This is a genomic window from Microbacterium sp. EG9, assembly GCF_059759475.1.
In genome coordinates this window covers 3,113,863-3,130,450 of record NZ_CM186217.1, presented here as the reverse complement: position 1 = coordinate 3,130,450, position 16,588 = coordinate 3,113,863, and the positions used below count along the sequence as shown (strand labels likewise).

Genomic DNA, 16,588 nt, shown 5'->3' with positions numbered 1-16,588 from the left:
GCGCGTCATCGGCTCGTCCCGTTCGTCTGCAGTCCGATCGCCGTCGACGTGCCCGCCACGCTGAGACCCGCGCCGGTCGCGATGACGGCGTCGACCCGCACGTGGTGTTCGATGCCCGGCTCGACCGCAGTGAAGCCAAGGCCGGCCGCATTCACGGTGTCAGCGGTGGCGTCAGTGATCGCCGGTGTCGCCGAGCCGTCCAGGTACAGGCTGAACCGCAGCGATCCGAACAGATCGGAGGACTGTGGATCCGGGTCGTAGAGCGAGAGCATGAGATCGCCCGTGACGCCGGGGGTGCGGTTCGCGATCGTGACGTCGAAGCGCACCGGTGTTCCCTCCGTGAACACGGTGCCCGAGGTGACGGGAAGCACGACCGCGTCGGCTCGAGTCACCGCGTCCTGTAGTTCGTTCTGTGCGTCGCGCACCGCGATATCGAAGCGGTGGGGGTTTCCGATCCCCGATCCTTCGCTGCCGGTGCCCAAGAAGACGAGAGCGGCGTCGGTGTACGCGGCAGCGGTGACCCCGCCGCAGGCGAGGAGGACAGCGCCGGCGGCGAGGAGCAGGCGTCGCGTCCCGGAGCGGCGAGGAGTGCCGGTCATGAGTTCTCCGCTTCGAAGTGGAACTGTACGGCTGTGCTGGCGCCCTGCCATCGGTTGTCGACACTCGGCGGCAGATCGATCTGCACGTCCAACACCATGTCGTCGCCCGAGGCGAGTGCGGCGGACCACACGTACGTCGTCAATGCGGTCGCAGGGACGTGGTCGAAAAGGACGGTCGATCCCTGCTTCACCGTGAAGACGAGCTGATCGAACAGCTCGACATAGCGCCCGGTCGTCGGGTCGATCTCCTGCCCGCGGGGCTGAGGATCGACGATGTCCAACGAGAGCGTCCCGGCCAGCGCGGGACTGTTGTTCTGAACGGCAACCCTCAGCGCGAGCACGCCGCCGGGCGCGAGCGTGGCCCCGCTGTGCAGCGCGACCTCGTACGCATCAGGGTTGCCCTGCTGCCAATCCGAGGGACTCGGCTCCCACCCGGTTGCGTCGCTGCCGGCGGTGCGGATGTCGAACGTCGTGCGCGTGCCGTCCAGCGCGACGCGCACATCGGCGAGATCGACGAACGCTGCGGCGGTGGTGAGTGCGCCGATGGCGAGGACGGCACCGGCGGCAATGATGAGCCGACGGGCCCCGAGTCTGAGGACGGGCATGGGCTCTCCTTCTGGGCTGCTCGCGGATGTGCACGCGCACTCGTACGCTGCCGGAGCGTCAGAGAGCTGCGTACCTGGAGAGGGCCCGCGGGACGGGGCGGACGCATCGGCACGTGGGGAGACCGAGCGTCGGCCGGGCTGGGGACTCGGCCTTCCCGCGAGCGGCCTTGGGGTGCACGCTCGCGGTCGGGTGAACGTCCCCGCCCCGCGGGAGTCGGCTACGGCTGGACCGAGATCGCGTCGAAGTGGGCCTGCACGTAGGAGACCTGCCCCTGCAGGGCGTTGTTGTCCGCGGCCGATCCCTGATCCGGGAGCGTGATCGCGACCTCGAGGGTGCCCTGCTCGCCCGTCAGGTAGGTGCCGAGATCGAGATCATCGACAGTCGCCTGCGTGGCGTCGGTGACGATGTCCGTGCCGTCGAGCGTGATCGTGTAGCGCAGGGCCGCGACCATCGCGGGGTCGGACGTGTAGCCCGGGCGATCCTGCAGGGAGAAGGAGATGTCTGCGCTCAGCGCCGGGCTCTCGTTGCGGAACGGAATGGCGACACTGATGGTGTCGCCGGGAGTGATCAGCTGCGACCCCGGGACGTTGATGTTGACGCCCGCTTCGGTGTCGGCCTCCTGCCACGTGCCTGCCACGGGGTTGCCGTCGGCGTCCGTGCCGACGACCTGGATGTTGAAACGGTTGTTCCCACCGATACCGCTGTCGTCGGTGCCGTTGCCGAGGTTCAGGTTGGCGAAGTCGGTGAAGGCGGCGGCCGTGACGAGGCTGGCAGCGCCGAGCAGCGCTCCTCCCGCGATGAGGAGGCGCTTACGGCCGGGAACGCGTGTCTTGGTGTCCATGGGTGTCCTTTGCGTGGGGTGAGCGCGCGACTGTGGTGTCGCACGGAGTACGGCACTGCGACACCATCGAGAGATGGCGCCCGCCGCCGGGAGACGAGCGACCCGACGCGAAGTCCCCCTTGCGCCGCTCGGCTCGTTCCGCGATCACTGTACCAATTTTCTTTGGTTATCGCAAAGGAGAAGAACTGTTTCCCTTCAGGGCCCTGCGCTACATCGACCCGGACGCACCGTCCCGCCGCGGGGTGACCATGAGCGCCATCAGCGGCGTGACTCCGATCAGTCCGAAGGCGACGGGATAGCCGACGGCGGCGATCAGTGCACCGACGAACGGACCGACGGCGGAGGCGGCGAGGAACTGTCCCGTGTTCTGGATACCGAGGGCACGACCCGACCAGAAGGGCCCGGCCGCCTCGGCGACCGACGTGTAGGCGAGGCCGTTGTCGGCGACCGAAACCGTCGAGGCGACGAGGTACAGCACAACGACCAGCGGGTCGAAGCGCATGGCGCCGGCCACGGCGAGGGCGACCATGACCAGCACCCCCGCGCCCGCCACCCATCGCAGTACGCCGACACGGGTGCCGACGCGGTCGCTGAGATGACCGACCAGGATTCGGCCACCAGCGCCGACGAACTGCGAGACCGCGACGAGGGCACCCGCCTCGGCCGCGCCCCATCCCATCGCTGCCACGAGCCACACCATGCCGAAGATCGAAAGCGCGAACTGCGGCACGACCAGCAGCGCGGATGCCACGTGGATGCGGACCAGGAAGTCGTTCGCGCGGTACGGGCTGACCGCGGCATCCACGGGTCCGGATCCGCGCGCCGGTCGCGGCGGATTGCGGATCCCCCATGCGCACAGCACGACGAGCACCCCCGTGATCACCCCCGTGACTACCATCGGCGCCGCGAGCCCGCGCATCGCCAGCGGGGGCACGATCAGCGCGGCCACCGCCACCCCGAGCGGCTGGGACATCTGCCGGATCCCCATCGCGAGGCCTCGGCGCCGGGCAGGGAACCATCCGATCACGACGCGACCGCTCGCGGCGTTCGCGCTGGCCGACGCCGCGCCGCCGAAGGCGAGCAGGACGCCGAGCAGCAGGTAGCCGTCGTCGCTCACGGCGGCCGCCGCGAAGGAGGCCGCCGCGGTGAGCACGAGCCCCGCGACGATGATCTCGCGCTCCCCGTACCGATCGGTGAGGACGCCCCACGCCACCAGAGTGCACACCATACCGAAGGTGGGTGCCGATGCGAGCAGGCCTGCCTGCGTCAGCGGAAGGCCGCGTTCGCTGTGCAGGAGCGGGATCAGGTAAGCCGGCGTCGACACCAACAAGGTGCCCGCCGCCTGAGCCAACACGCCCAGCGTCAGCATTAGCCAAGCACGCGCGGGCGCGGCCGTGGAAGTCCTCGTGATCAGCATCGCGGCGTCCTTTGTCGGATAGAGTGCTGGTATACCAGTCTGGTACACCAGGAGAGTAGCCGTGACCCCGCCCGCCCCCTACGACCGCCTCCGCGCCGCCGTCCTGTCACTCGACCTGTTGCCGGGTGAAGGATTGAGCGAACGCGGCCTCGAATCGCTCCTCGGTGCGTCGCGCACACCCATCCGCGCCGCCCTGATGCGCCTCGAGAACGAAGGGCTCACCGTGCGGGATGGGCGCAGCTGGCGCGTGGCCCCGATCGACCTCAGCGAGATCCGGGCGGTGATGGAGTTTCGTGAGGCGGCCGAGGTCGCCGTTGTGACTCTCGCCGTAGAGCGCGCTGATGAGGCGGAGCTCGACAGCTTCGCCGCCCTCCTCGACGAGAGCGGCACACACGACGATGCCGACACCGTGCTGCGTGACGGCAGCGACTTCCACATCGCGCTCGCACGCCTGTCGCGCAATCCGTTCCTCGTGGATGCGGTGTCCGGGGCGCTCCTGCGCCTCAGCCGAACCCGGTGGCTCGAGGTGCGCAGCGCGGCGTCGCGCGCGCAGGCGCGAGCCGAACACCGAGAGATCGTCGCGGCGATCGCGGCACGGGATCCCGAGCGGGCACGTGAACTCGTCATCGCACACGGACGCGGGACGCGCGACCGTGTGCTCGCCGTTCTGTCCGCGGAGCGAGGGCGTCTGCGCGGACACGGCCTGTCGATCGTGGAGTCCGCGGTGACGAGATGAGCGGCCGGCTCCCTGCCGGCGTGGCCGACACCACGCATCCTGACGTCGCTCACGGCGAAAACGCGGATCACGACCCCCCAGCGTCGCGACGGCGTCATTCTCTGGTCGGCGCCCCCTGCGATCCTGGGCGGCGCCGCCTACGGAGAGATCCGACCTGTCGCAGCGTCTGCGCGCGACGTACCATTCGATGCAGATGAGTGACACCCTTTCTCCCATCGAACTCACCAGCGGGATGATCCTGAGCGACGAGATCTACGCCCGCATCGGTGCGGCGATCGCCGACGGCACGTTCCCTCCGGGCCATCGGCTCCGCGACGTCGAGCTCGCGCGGCAGCTCGGCGTGTCCCGGACGCCCGTGCGTGAGGCGCTGCAGCGACTGGAGCGCTTCGGGCTCGTCGAGATCGCCGTCGGCCGCTACACCCGGGTCACCGCTCCCGACGATGCGCTCCGCCGCGACACCGGCGAGTTCGCCGCGTACTTCCTGGGCAACGCAGTGAACCTGGCCGTCTCCCGGTGCTCGGACGAGGACCTCGCCGACATCGTCGGCACCGTCGACGCCGCCCTCGCGGGCATCGACGCGGGCGAGCCGGCAGCGGTCTTCGCCGCGGCATCCGCTTTGGGGCTCCTCGCCACGCGGGCGACCGGCAACGGGGTCTTCCTCACGATCATCCGCGAGACCTCGATCGTGGTGCAACGCAACCTCCGGGGGTGGTCGGGCGTCGTCGCAAGACCGGCACCGCGCCGCGAGAACTGGCAGCGGCTGCGCGACCGCATCGCCGCGCGCGACGCGGTCGGCGCGGAACAGGCCATCCGGACGCTCTACGGCGTGACGCCCGGCGCCGCGCCGGCCAATCGTGAACGGGGTGACCAGCGAGGGCCGAATGTCGACTCAGCCGAGTGAGTGACCTTCGCACACCCTGAAGTCTTCGAAGACCGTGAACAGCAGAAAAGGCCACCCCGGAGGGTGACCTTTTGCATCGCACCGTAGGAGACGAGATCACCACCGGCACAGCCGGGCTGATCTCCGTCGTCTTCCTGTGGTGCGCGAGGGGGGAGTTGAACCCCCACGCCCTTTCGGGCACTGGCACCTGAAGCCAGCGCGTCTGCCTATTCCGCCACTCGCGCGAGCCGCGACATCCGAAGATCTCACGGACTCAACTTCCCGAGGATATCACGAGACGGGAGGCGTTTCGACTCGGCGCTGCGCGCCTCGCTCAACGCACGGGCGGCGCTGCGCGCCTCGCTCAACGCACGGGGCACGCGGGCGGGGCCCCCGGGCGTTGAGCGAGCGCAGCGAGTCGAAACGCGACGCCCGACATCGCACGTTCCGCGTGCGCTCAGCCTGTGCAACTAGCATGTACGCACCGGTCGGCGATCCTGAGGAGCCCTGTGGGACTACTGGACAGCTTCGAGAAGGGACTCGAGCGCGCAGTGAACAGCGCGTTCGCGAAGTCCTTCCGTAGCGGCATTCAGCCCGTCGAGATCGCGGCCGCCCTGCGCAGCGAGCTCGATGCGAAGGCTGCCGTCGTCAGCCGCGACCGCATCCTGGCCCCCAACACGTTCGAGGTGCGCATGTCGCCGGCGGATGCCGAGCGCATGCTGTCCCTGGGCAGCGCGCTCGACTCCGAGCTGCACACGCTCGTCGATGCGCACGCGAAGGCACAGGGCTTCACGTTCGCGGGACCCGTGACCATCTCGCTCACCGCGGATCCGACGCTGTCGACGGGGACGCTGCGCGTGGCATCCCAGACGGCCGCCGGCCAGGTCGCGTGGCGCGGCGTCGTGGAGATCGCCGGAGCGCAGCACCCCCTCGCGAAGGGGCGCACCGTCATCGGGCGCGGCAGCGACGCCGACATCACCATCCCGGATGCCGGCACCAGCCGCCGCCACGTCGAGATCCTCTGGGACGGCGAGCGCGCGATGGTCCGCGACATGGGCTCCACCAACGGCACGCAGCTGAACGGAACCAAGATCGCGGAGGCCCCGCTGCCGCCCGACTCGGTGATCACGATCGGACGCACCGACATCGTCTTCCGCGTCGTCGCACAGGCGACGCCTCCCCGCCCCACCACCTCTGCCGCCGACGCGACCCGCGCCTTTGGATTCGGAGGATCCGCGTGAGCGAGTTGACCCTCCTGCTGCTGCAGATCGGATTCCTGATCCTGCTGTGGTTCTTCGTGTTCGCCGTCGTCTACTCCTTGCGCGCCGACCTCTTCGGCGTGAAGGTTCGAAAGCTCCCCGAGCCGGCGGCCGCGGGGCTCGCCCCGGCGGCGGCATCCGCTCCCGCGCAGGCCGCCACGGCGCCCATCGCCCCCGCCGCCCCCGCGGCGGCGCCCACACCGAGCGGGCCGCAGAAGGCGACCCGCGACGCCGTGTCACGCATCGTCATCACGAGCGGACCGAAGGCCGGCCTCGAACTCCCCCTCGGCTCCGAGGCCCTCACGATCGGCCGCTCCAGCGAGTCGGGGCTCGTCATCCGCGACGACTACACGTCCAGCCATCACGCCCGCCTGCTGCTGTGGGGCGACCAGTGGATGATCCAGGACCTCGACTCCACCAACGGCACCTGGCACGACGGCGCACGCGTGAGCACCCCGGTGCCCGTGCGCGTGGGCGCACCGATCAAGGTCGGCGCGACGACGTTCGAGCTGAGGAAGTAGCCCGCGGCTCATGGTGTTCGAGGGATCGAGCGTCGCCATCTCCCATACGGGGAAGGTGCGCTCCAACAATCAGGACTCGGGCTACGCCGGCTCGAACCTCTTCGTCGTGGCCGACGGCATGGGCGGCCACGCCGGCGGGGATGTCGCCTCGAGCATCGCCGTCCACCGTCTGAAGGAGCTCGACCACCCCTACGGGTCCACCGGTGAGGCCGAACAGGCCCTTCAGGAGGCGATCTCCTCCACGGCGGCCGTGCTCATCGACACCGTGGCGCGTCGGCCCGAGCTCGCCGGCATGGGGACGACGGTCAGCGGCCTCATCATGGTCGACGACTACGCCGTCATCGCCCACATCGGCGACTCCCGCATCTACCTGTACCGCGACGACGCGCTCACCCAGATCACGACGGACCACACCTTCGTGCAGCGCCTCGTCGACTCGGGTCGCATCACCCCCGAGGAAGCGCGCTACCACCCCCGCCGGTCGGTGCTCATGCGCGTGCTCGGCGACATGGACCCCGACCCCGAGGTCGACACCTTCATCATGCCGACGCAGCCCGGCGACCGCTGGCTGCTGTGCTCCGACGGTCTGTCCGGGGTCGTCGACGACGCCCACACGAGCAAGGTGCTGGGCCACCACTACCCTCCGGGGCGCACGGCCGACCTCCTGCTCAAGCAGGCCCTCGACGGCGGGGCTCCCGACAACGTCACGGTCGTCATCGTCGACGTGGGCGGCAGCCACCCCATGTTCAGCGGGACCGCCACCATCGTCGGCTCGGCATCCAACCCGCAGGGCGTCGAGGTCCCGGCCGCCCGACCCGGTCGCACCAGCTGGCTGCACTCGGCGCGGCAGGCCGCGAACGAACCGACGCACTTCGAGCCCGCCGCCGAGTTCCTCGAGGAGCTCATCGAGGAGGATCGGCGCCGCGCCCGCCGTCGACGCGTGTGGTGGGTGGTCGGGCTGCTGACGATCCTCCTCGCGCTCGCGGCGGCGGCGCTGGGCGCCTACAGCTGGACCCAGACGCGGTACTTCGTGGGCGCCGACACCGACACCGTCGTCATCTTCCGCGGCATCCAGCAGGATCTCGGTCCGCTCTCGCTCTCCTCGGTCTACGAGGACACCGGCATCATGCTGAAGGACCTGCCGTTCTACCAGCGGCTCGCGGTCACCTCGACCATCTCCGCGCGGTCGCTGTCCGACGCGGAGCAGATCGTCGACACGCTGCGCACCACCGTGGAGGATGAGCGATGAGCGCGTCGACCGACACCGTCCAGACCGATACGACGGTCGTCAAGGCGTTGCGGAGACTCCGCGTGCCGCAGACGCAGCGCAATCGCGAGCTGGGCCTGCTGCTGTTCGCGTTCGCGATCAACGGCGCCGCCATCGCACTCGTGCAGCTGGGCGCGCTCGGCCACATCGACTGGACGTTCCTCTACTACTGCGGCGCGCTGACGGTCCTCGTCCTGGGGCTGCACATCGTGCTGCGTTTCAAGGCGTCGCAGGCCGATCCCTTCGTCGTCCCGATCGCGACCGTGCTGTCGGGACTCGGGCTCGCCATGATCTACCGCATCGACATCGAGGATCAGAGCACCGGCTGGGACGCCCTGTCCACGCGCCAGCTCGTCTGGCTCGCGATCGCCACGGCGGCAGCCGTCGCGATCGTCGTCTTCCTCAAGAACTACCGCGTGCTGTTCCGCTACACGTACGTGTTCGGCTTCGCCGGCATCCTCCTGCTCGTGCTGCCGTTCATCCCGGGCCTCGGCACCGACGCCAACGCCGACGTCTGGATCTCGATCGGCGGCATCTTCTCGTTCCAGCCGGGCGAGCTCGCCAAGATCGCGCTCGCGATCTTCTTCGCCGGCTACCTGGTGCGCACCCGCGAGGCGCTGAGCTCAGTCGGCACCCGCTTCCTCGGGATGACCTGGCCACGCGCCCGCGAGCTCGGTCCGCTGCTGCTGATCTGGCTCGCCTCGATGGCGATCATCGTCTTCCAGCGCGACCTCGGCACCGGTCTGCTGATGTTCGGCATGTTCATCGCCATGATCTACGTGGCGACCGGCAAGACCAGCTGGGCGGTGCTCGGCGTGCTCCTCGCCGTCGGCGGGGCGATCATCGCCTCGCAGGTGCTGACGTACGTCGGCTGGCGCTTCCAGAACTGGCTCGACGCCTTCAACCCCGCCGTCATCGATCGCGACGGCGGCAGCTACCAGCTGGTCAGCGGCATCTTCGGACTCTCCGAGGGCGGCCTGCTCGGGACGGGACTCGGTCGCGGACGCCCCGGCCTGACGCCGCTGTCGCAGAGCGACTACATCTTCCCCAGCCTCGGCGAGGAGCTGGGCCTGATCGGCGTCTTCGCGATCCTCTGCCTGTACATGGTCTTCGCGAGCCGCGGCATCCGCATCGGCATCGCCGGACAGGACGACTTCGGCAAGCTCCTCGCGACGGGCCTGTCGTTCACGATCGCCCTGCAGGTGTTCATCATGGTCGGCGGCGTGACCCGCCTGATCCCGCTGACGGGTCTGACGACCCCGTTCCTCGCGGCCGGCGGCTCCTCGCTCGTGGCCAACTGGATCATCGTCGCGCTGCTGTTGCGGATCTCGGATGCCGTGCGCTCCCGACCCCGGGTGGTGATCGGATGACCCGCGAACTGCGACGGCTGTCGTTCATCATGCTGGCGATGTTCATCGCCCTGTTCGGCGCGACCAGCTGGATCCAGGTCGTGCAGGCCGGCGACCTCGGCGAGAACCCGCGCAACAAGCGCGCCCTGTACGACGCCTTCGAGGTGCAGCGCGGGTCGATCATCGCGGGCGACACCGTGATCGCCGACTCCGTGCCCAGCGACGACGTGTACGCGTGGCAGCGCCAGTACGTCGATCCGCAGATGTGGGCGCCGGTCACCGGCTACATGAACCCGCTGCTGAACTCCCTGACGGGTCTCGAGCAGTCCATGAACAAGGAGCTGTCCGGCACCGCGAGCTCGCAGTTCCTGTCCCGCGTCGAGCGGGTGATCACGGGTCAGCCCGCCCGCGGGTCCAACGTGCTGCTCACCCTCGACCCGACCATCCAGAAGGCCGCCTTCGACGCCCTCGGCAGCTATCAGGGCGCGGTCGTGGCGATGGACCCCACGACCGGACGCATCCTGGCGATGGTGACCAGCCCGAGCTATGACACCAACGCGATGGCGGTGCACAACGCCAAGCAGGTCAACACGACGTACGACGAGCTGCTCAGCGCGGCGGTCAACCCGCTGGAGAACCGCACGATCGGCACCCTCAACCCGCCCGGCTCGACGTTCAAGCTCGTCGTCGTGTCGGCTGCCCTGTCGTCCGGGAAGTTCACTCCGGATTCGACCTTCCCGAACCCGGCGACCTACACCTTGCCCGGCACCTCGACCTCCATCCGCAACTTCGACGGCAACACGTGTGGACCGGGCGACCAGGTCACCATCGCCACCGCGCTGCGGCTGAGCTGCAACATCCCGATGGCCCAGCTCGCCGTCGCCCTCGGCCAGGACGCGCTGCGCGCCGAGGCGGAGAAGTTCGGGTTCAACGGCGCCGATCTCGACATCCCCCTCGCGGTCACGGGATCGGTCTACCCGACCTCGAAGCTCAGCGATGCGCAGGTCGCGCTCAGCGGTTTCGGCCAGGGCGACGTCACGGCGACGCCGCTGCAGATGGCGATGGTCGCGGCCGGTATCGCCAACGACGGGGTCGTGATGAAGCCCCGCATGGTCGACCGCGTCGTGGCTCCGGATCTGACGGTGCAGGAGAGCTTCGCCGACACCGAGCTGGGCCGCGCGCTCAGCACGACGGATGCCGCGACGATGACCTCGCTGATGATCTCGAATGTCCGTGACGGCGCTGCCAGCGGTGCAACAATAGACGGGGTCGATGTGGCCGGGAAGACCGGGACGGCAGAGCACGGGGCTTCGGATCCGTACACGCTCTGGTTCACGGGCTTCGCCCCGGCGCAGGATCCGAAGGTGGTCGTCGCCGTCATGGTGGAGAACGGCGGAGGTCTCGGGCAGTCCGGCACGAGCAACGGGATCGCGGCTCCAATCGCGAAGAAAGTCATGGAGGCGGTGCTGAGCAGATGAGACCGACACAGGGTGTGAGCTTCGGTGGACGCTACGAGCTGGACTCGCGGATCGCGATCGGCGGCATGGGCGAGGTCTGGGAGGCCACCGACCATGTGATCGGACGCACCGTCGCGATCAAGATCCTCAAAGACGAGTACATGGGCGACCCGGGCTTCCTGGAGCGTTTCCGTGCCGAGGCCCGCCACGCGGCGCTCGTCAACCACGAGGGCATCGCCAGTGTCTTCGACTACGGCGAGGAGAACGGCTCGGCCTTCCTCGTGATGGAGCTCGTGCCCGGCGAGGCGCTGTCGACGATCCTGGAGCGCGAAGGGTCGCTGTCGACCGACAAGACGCTCGACATCGTCGCGCAGACCGCTGCCGCCCTGCAGGCCGCCCACGCGGCCGGCCTCGTCCACCGCGACATCAAGCCCGGCAACCTCCTGATCACGCCCGACGGGCGTGTGAAGATCACCGACTTCGGCATCGCGCGCATCGCGGACCAGGTGCCCCTGACGGCGACCGGACAGGTGATGGGCACGGTCCAGTACCTGTCGCCCGAGCAGGCGTCGGGTCACCCGGCATCCCCGGCGACGGACATCTACTCGCTGGGCATCGTCGCCTACGAGTGCCTGGCGGGCAAGCGCCCCTTCACCGGTGAGTCGCAGGTCGCCATCGCCATGGCGCAGATCAACGACGCTCCGCCTCCGTTGCCGGCCACCATCGCCGAGCCGGTGCGCAACTTCGTCATGAGCATGATCGCCAAGAAGCCCGAAGACCGGCCGGCCACCGCGTCGGCGGTCGCCCGGGCCGCCACGGCGCTGCGTCGCGGCGACGTCGCCGGGGCGGTGGCGATCGTCCCCGCGATCGCGGGAGCGATGGCGCTCGACGACGTCACCAAGCTGCTCACTCCGGGGATGGCGACCCAGGAGGCGACCCGCATCCTGCCGACCGCCGCCGCGCTGGGTTCGGCGGCGGACGCGGCAGCGCCCGCCGAGGAGCCGAAGAAGAAGCGCAGCCCGTGGACGTGGCCGCTCGTCGCGCTCATCGCGCTGCTGCTGATCGTCCTCGGCGGCACGCTGTTCGCACTGTTCGCCAACCAGGGCGGGCAGCCGACGCCGACCCCGACGACCACGTCGACGACGGCCTCCCGCACACCCACGACTCCCACGCCGACGCCGAGCAAGACGACGGTGTCGATCGACAGCCTCGGACTGATCGGCAAGACGTGTGACGAGGCGCAGTCCATCGCCACCGCGAACGACGTCCAGATCACGTGCGAACGCGGCTCCGCCGCTCCGACCGATGCCGAGGTCGGCAAGATCTACCAGACCAACCCGACGCGCGGCGATGTCCCCACCGGCAGCATCATCACGGTGACCTTCTACGACGAGATGTCGCCGATCGGCACGCCTACGGCGCCGACCGTGACGAACGATCCCAAGGGGTCGCAGACGTTCACGGTGACGTGGGAGGCCTTCAGCTGCCCGGCCGGATCGTCGGTCACGGCGTACAACTTCACGGTGATCAACGGCACCTTCAACGCCAACGACAGCACGAGCTACCAGTCGCCGACCGCACCGCGCAGCCTGCAGGTGACCGCCGACAAGGACGTGCAGCCGGGATCACTCATTCTGGTGAAATACACCGCGCAGTGCGGCGACCGCGAGAGCGGCTCCTCGCAGGAGGGCCAGGCGCAGATCCCCACGGCGAGCACGTCGACGGGAACTCCGGCGCCCTGAGTGGCGAGCCTCCTGGGACGGGGGCGCCCCAGGAGGCGTTCAGCAGGGTTCGATTAGGCTGGCGGTGAGTCAGCCCAGGGGAGAGAAGTGTCGGGAGAGCAGCGTGTGCTGTCCGAGCGGTACCGCGTCGATGAGCTCATCGGCCGCGGTGGGATGGCGAGCGTCTACCGTGGACAGGATCTGACCCTCGGCCGCCAGGTCGCGATCAAGGTCCTCAAGCGCGAGCTCGCCGACGACAACGCCTTCCGCACCCGTTTCCGGCTCGAGGCGCAGTCCGCCTCGAGGATGTCGCACCCGGCGATCGTCCGCGTCTACGACGCCGGAGAGGACACCGAGACCGACCCCGACGGCACGGCGCACCAGGTTCCGTACATCGTCATGGAGCTCGTCGAGGGCACCCTGCTGAAAGACCTGGTCACCGACGGCGGTGTCGCGGTCCCCGATGCCATCCGCTACGTGGACGGCATCCTGGAGGCCCTCGAGTATTCGCACCGTGCGGGCGTCGTGCACCGCGACATCAAGCCGGGCAACGTCATGATCACCGCGGCCGGCCAGGTCAAGGTGATGGACTTCGGCATCGCCCGCGCCGTGTCCGACTCCTCCTCGACGGTCGCCGAGACGACCGCGATCATCGGGACCGCCGCCTACCTCTCACCGGAGCAGGCGAAGGGCGAGCCGGTCGATGCTCGGGCCGACCTCTACTCGGCCGGCATCGTCCTGTACGAGCTCCTCACCGGCCGTCAGCCGTTCCGCGGCGAGTCGCCCGTCGCCGTGGCGTACCAGCACGTCAGCGAGACGCCGCTGGCTCCCTCGGAGCTCGTCGACGCGATCCCCCGCTCGGTGGATGCCGTGGCCCTGCGTGCTCTCGCCAAGGATCCGTTCCAGCGCTACCAGGACGCGGCCTCCTTCCGACAGGCGCTCGACGCGACCCTCGAGGGGCGCGCACCCACGAAGAAGCAGGTGGGGGCGCTCACCAGCGAGCTCTACGGCGCCAACCCGCGGCAGGCGGCCGAGACCGCGCGGTCGCTCCGGCAGCTGACCGCGGACACGACGATGAGACGCACGCAGGCCGGCCCGCCCGCGGCCTGGATCTGGGCGGGCGTCGCCGTGCTGGCGGTCGTCCTGATCTCCGTGCTGATCTGGGTGATGACCAGTCGCCCGGGCACGCCCGTGCCCCAGAACTCCCGCATCGTCGAGGACGTCACCGACATGTCGTGGGACCGCGCGAGCGAGACCCTCACGGCCCAGGATCTGCAGCCGCGGCGCGTCGACCAGAGCAGCGACCAGATCACGGAAGGCAACGTCATCCGCACCGATCCGGGCGCGGGCACCACGGTCGCACCGGGTCAGTCGATCACCGTCTACGTGTCGACGGGCCAGCAGACCAGCGCCGTGCCCGCGCTCACCGGTCTGTCGTCCACGCAGGCCGAGGCCGCTCTGAAGACGGCGGGCCTGCAGCTGGGCGCGGTCACGACCCGCAGCGACCCCGATCTGGCGCAGGGCATCGTGATGTCGGCCGACCAGACCGAGGGCGCGCAGGTGCCCGTCGGCACACGCGTCAACCTCACGGTGGCCAGCGGCAAGGTCGCGCTGGTGAATCTGGTCGGCTACACGGTGGAGGCCGCGACACGCGAACTCGAGTCGGACGGCCTGAAGCTCACGCCGACCGTCGTCGAGGATCCGTCGTGCCCCGCCAACCCCGGCACGCCGATCGTCGCCGGACAGTCGCTGCCGCCGGGAGACGTCCCCATCCACTCCACGGTGGAACTGCGGGTCTGCTCCGGCACCTGACCGGCCGCGCGCGGGCTCAGCCCCGAAGCGGGTGCAGTCGCGCACCGCGCGCCGCCGCGCCGGGCACGCCCACCCGTTCGAGCCAGTTTCCGAGCAGCAGGTAGCCGCCCTCGGTGAGCACCGCCTCCGGGTGGAACTGCACCCCCCACAGCGGCAGGTGGCGGTGGGCGAGTCCCATCACCACCCCCGACGCCGTCTCGGCCGTGACGTCGAGCTCCTCCGGGAGCGTGTCCCGCCTCACAGCGAGCGAGTGGTACCGGGTCGCCGTGAACGGTGACGGCAGTCCCGTGAAGGGGACGTCCCCGCGATGCCGCACGTGCGAGGTGGTGCCGTGGCGCAGTTCGGGCGCCTCCGCCACGGTCGCCCCGAAGGCGACCGCGAGGGCTTGGTGCCCCAGGCAGACACCGAGCAGAGGGATGCCGGCGGCAGCGGCGGCGCGGACGACGGCGACCGACGACCCCGCGTCCTCGGGACGTCCCGGACCGGGGGAGACCAGCACGCCGGCGAACGCTCCGATCGTGCGGACCGGGTCGGCGACGGCATCCGCTTCGACCATGTCGGTGTCGGCGCCGAGCTCGTGCAGGTAGCCCACGAGCGTGTGCACGAAGCTGTCGTGATTGTCCACGACCAGCACGCGCGCGCGATCAGCCACCGACGGTGGCCTCCTGCGGGTTGATGAACTGACCGACCCAGGGGAACACATACCAGAACAGGCCATAGAGCACGGCGGCCAGCAGGACGAGGAGGATGAGCACCCGCACCCAGGCCGGGCCGGGCAGGACGCGCCACAGAGCGGCATACATCAGGCGGTCACTCCCTGAGTCAGTGAGGCGGGGGCACCCGCGGCGGTCGGGGTGAAGCTCTCGAACACCGCGTAGGCGATGATGCGCTCGAGCATGTTGAGCTTGGGGGCGCAGCTGGTCAGCGTGAGGTAGCGGCCGTTCGCCGCCAGACCGACCTGCTGCGGCACGGGGAGGAGGACCTCGACCTGGGTGTCCTGCACGTACTCCAGCGTGCGGAAGCGGTAGGTGTACCAGCCGTCGGGCGTCTGGATCACGATCGCGTCGCCGATGACGAGCTTGTCGATCGGGTCGAACGGGGCACCGGAGGTCCAGCGGTGCGCCGCGTAGACGGTGTTGCCGACCTCGCCCGGCATGGCGGTGTCGGTGTAGTGACCGATCTCGCCCGCGTCGAGGATGTCGCGACGACCCGTTCCGGCGGCGACCGTGAACTGCCAGTTCGGACCGAAACGAGGGATGAACATCACGCCGAACTGCTGGCCGTAGTCCTGCTGGGCCAGGACGGGCACGACCGGATCACCCGTCTCGCTCGGAGACGCGCTCGGTGTCGCGCTGGGCGAGCCGGATGCCGTCGGGTCGTCGCTCGGCTGCTGCAGCCAGCTCTGCGACAGCGCGCTGGCCTCGTTGTGCTTCTGCGAGCCGATGATCAGGTCGCCGATCCACATCTGCCAGGCGACGTACAGGAGGGCGACGACACCGGCCGTGATCAGCAACTCGCCGAGCACGCCCAGGAAGGACGCGCGCCGTCGCGGACGCGCGGGGGTCACGACGGGGGTCGCGGGAGCCTCCGCGGCGGGTGCGGCGGAGGTGGCGGCATCCGCGGACGAGGGGGTCGACGGACCGCCCGCACCGTCCTGTGCGGCGAGTCGGCGCGCGCGACGCGACGTGTGCTCACCCGGGCCGGCGACCCGGGGCCCGTCGTCGCCCATACCCTCGTTCACGGTGTGATTCTCGCACAGCATGGCTGAGGGAGACCTGCCAGGTAGAATCTTCGCCATGGCACGTTCAGGCAAGGAAGACGAGCAGCTCGCGGAGTACGGCGAGGGCGAGTCCGCACCCAACCCGGTGTGGTTCAAGCCCATCATGCTCGGGCTCATGATCCTCGGTCTGCTGTGGGTGATCGTGTTCTACCTGAGCAACCAGGCGCTGCCGATCCCGGGCATCGCCGGCTGGAACCTGGTGATCGGCTTCGGCATCGCCTTCATCGGGTTCCTCATGACGACGCGCTGGCGCTGACCCCCGCACGACCCGTCGTCCGCGCTGTCCACAGGCGCATCCCCCTGTGAATTACACCGGTGTGATTCATCCCCATATGTGGATGAA

Annotated in this window: 17 protein-coding genes and 1 tRNA gene; 10 read left to right on the top strand and 8 right to left on the bottom strand. The window is 69.6% G+C overall.

All coding sequences use genetic code 11. From position 1 onward, the window contains the following. Nucleotides 1-5 precede the first annotated feature (5 nt). The 4 genes from AC6CQV_RS14745 to AC6CQV_RS14730 form a co-directional block, all read right to left on the bottom strand. Nucleotides 6-599, bottom strand: coding sequence for a hypothetical protein (locus AC6CQV_RS14745; protein WP_101307086.1), 594 nt, complete (start codon nucleotides 597-599; stop codon nucleotides 6-8). After that, on the bottom strand, nucleotides 596-1,204 hold the full coding sequence (locus AC6CQV_RS14740) for a hypothetical protein (protein WP_498259859.1): 609 nt from the start codon (nucleotides 1,202-1,204) through the stop codon (nucleotides 596-598). The genes AC6CQV_RS14745 and AC6CQV_RS14740 overlap by 4 nt, the downstream gene beginning before the upstream one ends. Before the next feature lie 218 nt (nucleotides 1,205-1,422). Then, nucleotides 1,423-2,046, bottom strand: coding sequence for a hypothetical protein (locus AC6CQV_RS14735; protein ID WP_101307088.1), 624 nt, complete (start codon nucleotides 2,044-2,046; stop codon nucleotides 1,423-1,425). A 208-nt stretch (nucleotides 2,047-2,254) separates the two neighbouring features. Next, nucleotides 2,255-3,463, bottom strand: a complete 1,209-nt coding sequence (locus AC6CQV_RS14730; protein WP_492491229.1) for an MFS transporter — start codon at nucleotides 3,461-3,463, stop codon at nucleotides 2,255-2,257. 61 nt (nucleotides 3,464-3,524) lie between these two features. On the opposite strand from AC6CQV_RS14730, the gene AC6CQV_RS14725 reads away from it, so the two are divergent. Then, on the top strand, nucleotides 3,525-4,199 hold the full coding sequence (locus AC6CQV_RS14725; RefSeq protein ID WP_492491228.1) for a GntR family transcriptional regulator: 675 nt from the start codon (nucleotides 3,525-3,527) through the stop codon (nucleotides 4,197-4,199). Nucleotides 4,200-4,392: 193 nt separating this feature from the next. Beyond that, nucleotides 4,393-5,100, top strand: a complete 708-nt coding sequence (locus AC6CQV_RS14720) for a GntR family transcriptional regulator (RefSeq protein ID WP_101307091.1) — start codon at nucleotides 4,393-4,395, stop codon at nucleotides 5,098-5,100. A 137-nt stretch (nucleotides 5,101-5,237) separates the two neighbouring features. On the opposite strand, the gene AC6CQV_RS14715 is transcribed toward AC6CQV_RS14720, so the two are convergent. Beyond that, nucleotides 5,238-5,324, bottom strand: a tRNA-Leu gene (locus AC6CQV_RS14715). 264 nt (nucleotides 5,325-5,588) lie between these two features. Between AC6CQV_RS14715 and AC6CQV_RS14710 the strand changes: the two genes are divergently transcribed. From AC6CQV_RS14710 to pknB, 7 genes are all read left to right on the top strand, one after another. Then, on the top strand, nucleotides 5,589-6,320 hold the full coding sequence (locus AC6CQV_RS14710; protein ID WP_060959616.1) for an FHA domain-containing protein: 732 nt from the start codon (nucleotides 5,589-5,591) through the stop codon (nucleotides 6,318-6,320). Then, nucleotides 6,317-6,859 (top strand): FHA domain-containing protein FhaB/FipA, encoded by a 543-nt coding sequence (locus AC6CQV_RS14705; protein WP_101307093.1) that lies wholly within the window; start codon nucleotides 6,317-6,319, stop codon nucleotides 6,857-6,859. Before AC6CQV_RS14710 ends, AC6CQV_RS14705 begins: the two co-directional genes overlap by 4 nt. Nucleotides 6,860-6,869: 10 nt before the next feature. After that, entirely contained in the window at nucleotides 6,870-8,108 is a 1,239-nt protein-coding gene (locus tag AC6CQV_RS14700; RefSeq protein WP_060959614.1) for a PP2C family protein-serine/threonine phosphatase, read from the top strand. Further along, nucleotides 8,105-9,496: an FtsW/RodA/SpoVE family cell cycle protein gene (locus AC6CQV_RS14695; RefSeq protein WP_060959613.1), complete on the top strand. Its 1,392-nt coding sequence runs from the start codon at nucleotides 8,105-8,107 to the stop codon at nucleotides 9,494-9,496. Before AC6CQV_RS14700 ends, AC6CQV_RS14695 begins: the two co-directional genes overlap by 4 nt. Further along, nucleotides 9,493-10,953, top strand: a complete 1,461-nt coding sequence (locus tag AC6CQV_RS14690; protein ID WP_060959612.1) for a peptidoglycan D,D-transpeptidase FtsI family protein — start codon at nucleotides 9,493-9,495, stop codon at nucleotides 10,951-10,953. The genes AC6CQV_RS14695 and AC6CQV_RS14690 overlap by 4 nt, the downstream gene beginning before the upstream one ends. After that, on the top strand, nucleotides 10,950-12,674 hold the full coding sequence (locus AC6CQV_RS14685) for a serine/threonine protein kinase (RefSeq protein WP_498259858.1): 1,725 nt from the start codon (nucleotides 10,950-10,952) through the stop codon (nucleotides 12,672-12,674). The genes AC6CQV_RS14690 and AC6CQV_RS14685 overlap by 4 nt, the downstream gene beginning before the upstream one ends. An 87-nt stretch (nucleotides 12,675-12,761) precedes the next feature. Further along, entirely contained in the window at nucleotides 12,762-14,465 is a 1,704-nt protein-coding gene (gene pknB / locus AC6CQV_RS14680; protein ID WP_060959610.1) for a Stk1 family PASTA domain-containing Ser/Thr kinase, read from the top strand. 16 nt (nucleotides 14,466-14,481) lie between these two features. Here pknB and AC6CQV_RS14675 read toward each other — a convergent pair whose 3' ends face one another. The 3 genes from AC6CQV_RS14675 to AC6CQV_RS14665 are packed head-to-tail and all read right to left on the bottom strand — an operon-like array spanning nucleotide 14,482 to nucleotide 16,206. Further along, nucleotides 14,482-15,117, bottom strand: a complete 636-nt coding sequence (locus tag AC6CQV_RS14675) for an anthranilate synthase component II (protein WP_240191141.1) — start codon at nucleotides 15,115-15,117, stop codon at nucleotides 14,482-14,484. Then, nucleotides 15,110-15,268, bottom strand: a complete 159-nt coding sequence (locus AC6CQV_RS14670; RefSeq protein WP_223848761.1) for a hypothetical protein — start codon at nucleotides 15,266-15,268, stop codon at nucleotides 15,110-15,112. Before AC6CQV_RS14670 ends, AC6CQV_RS14675 begins: the two co-directional genes overlap by 8 nt. Next, on the bottom strand, nucleotides 15,268-16,206 hold the full coding sequence (locus AC6CQV_RS14665) for a class E sortase (RefSeq protein WP_498259857.1): 939 nt from the start codon (nucleotides 16,204-16,206) through the stop codon (nucleotides 15,268-15,270). The genes AC6CQV_RS14670 and AC6CQV_RS14665 overlap by 1 nt, the downstream gene beginning before the upstream one ends. A 55-nt stretch (nucleotides 16,207-16,261) precedes the next feature. Here AC6CQV_RS14665 and AC6CQV_RS14660 point away from each other — a divergent pair, with 55 nt between their 5' ends. Continuing rightward, the gene (locus AC6CQV_RS14660) at nucleotides 16,262-16,501 is read left to right on the top strand and encodes a cell division protein CrgA (RefSeq protein WP_060959608.1); all 240 of its coding nucleotides are present in this window, start codon (nucleotides 16,262-16,264) and stop codon (nucleotides 16,499-16,501) included. Nucleotides 16,502-16,588: the final 87 nt, after the last annotated feature.

Coding starts and splice junctions, on each gene's coding strand:
- AC6CQV_RS14700 (WP_060959614.1), top strand. CDS start 6,870: ATGGTGTTCGAGGGATCGAGCGTCGCCATCTCCCATACGGGGAAGGTG.
- AC6CQV_RS14735 (WP_101307088.1), bottom strand. CDS start 2,046: ATGGACACCAAGACACGCGTTCCCGGCCGTAAGCGCCTCCTCATCGCG.
- AC6CQV_RS14720 (WP_101307091.1), top strand. CDS start 4,393: ATGAGTGACACCCTTTCTCCCATCGAACTCACCAGCGGGATGATCCTG.
- AC6CQV_RS14660 (WP_060959608.1), top strand. CDS start 16,262: ATGGCACGTTCAGGCAAGGAAGACGAGCAGCTCGCGGAGTACGGCGAG.
- AC6CQV_RS14690 (WP_060959612.1), top strand. CDS start 9,493: ATGACCCGCGAACTGCGACGGCTGTCGTTCATCATGCTGGCGATGTTC.
- AC6CQV_RS14670 (WP_223848761.1), bottom strand. CDS start 15,268: ATGTATGCCGCTCTGTGGCGCGTCCTGCCCGGCCCGGCCTGGGTGCGG.
- AC6CQV_RS14745 (WP_101307086.1), bottom strand. CDS start 599: ATGACCGGCACTCCTCGCCGCTCCGGGACGCGACGCCTGCTCCTCGCC.
- AC6CQV_RS14685 (WP_498259858.1), top strand. CDS start 10,950: ATGAGACCGACACAGGGTGTGAGCTTCGGTGGACGCTACGAGCTGGAC.
- AC6CQV_RS14730 (WP_492491229.1), bottom strand. CDS start 3,463: ATGCTGATCACGAGGACTTCCACGGCCGCGCCCGCGCGTGCTTGGCTA.
- AC6CQV_RS14695 (WP_060959613.1), top strand. CDS start 8,105: ATGAGCGCGTCGACCGACACCGTCCAGACCGATACGACGGTCGTCAAG.
- AC6CQV_RS14740 (WP_498259859.1), bottom strand. CDS start 1,204: ATGCCCGTCCTCAGACTCGGGGCCCGTCGGCTCATCATTGCCGCCGGT.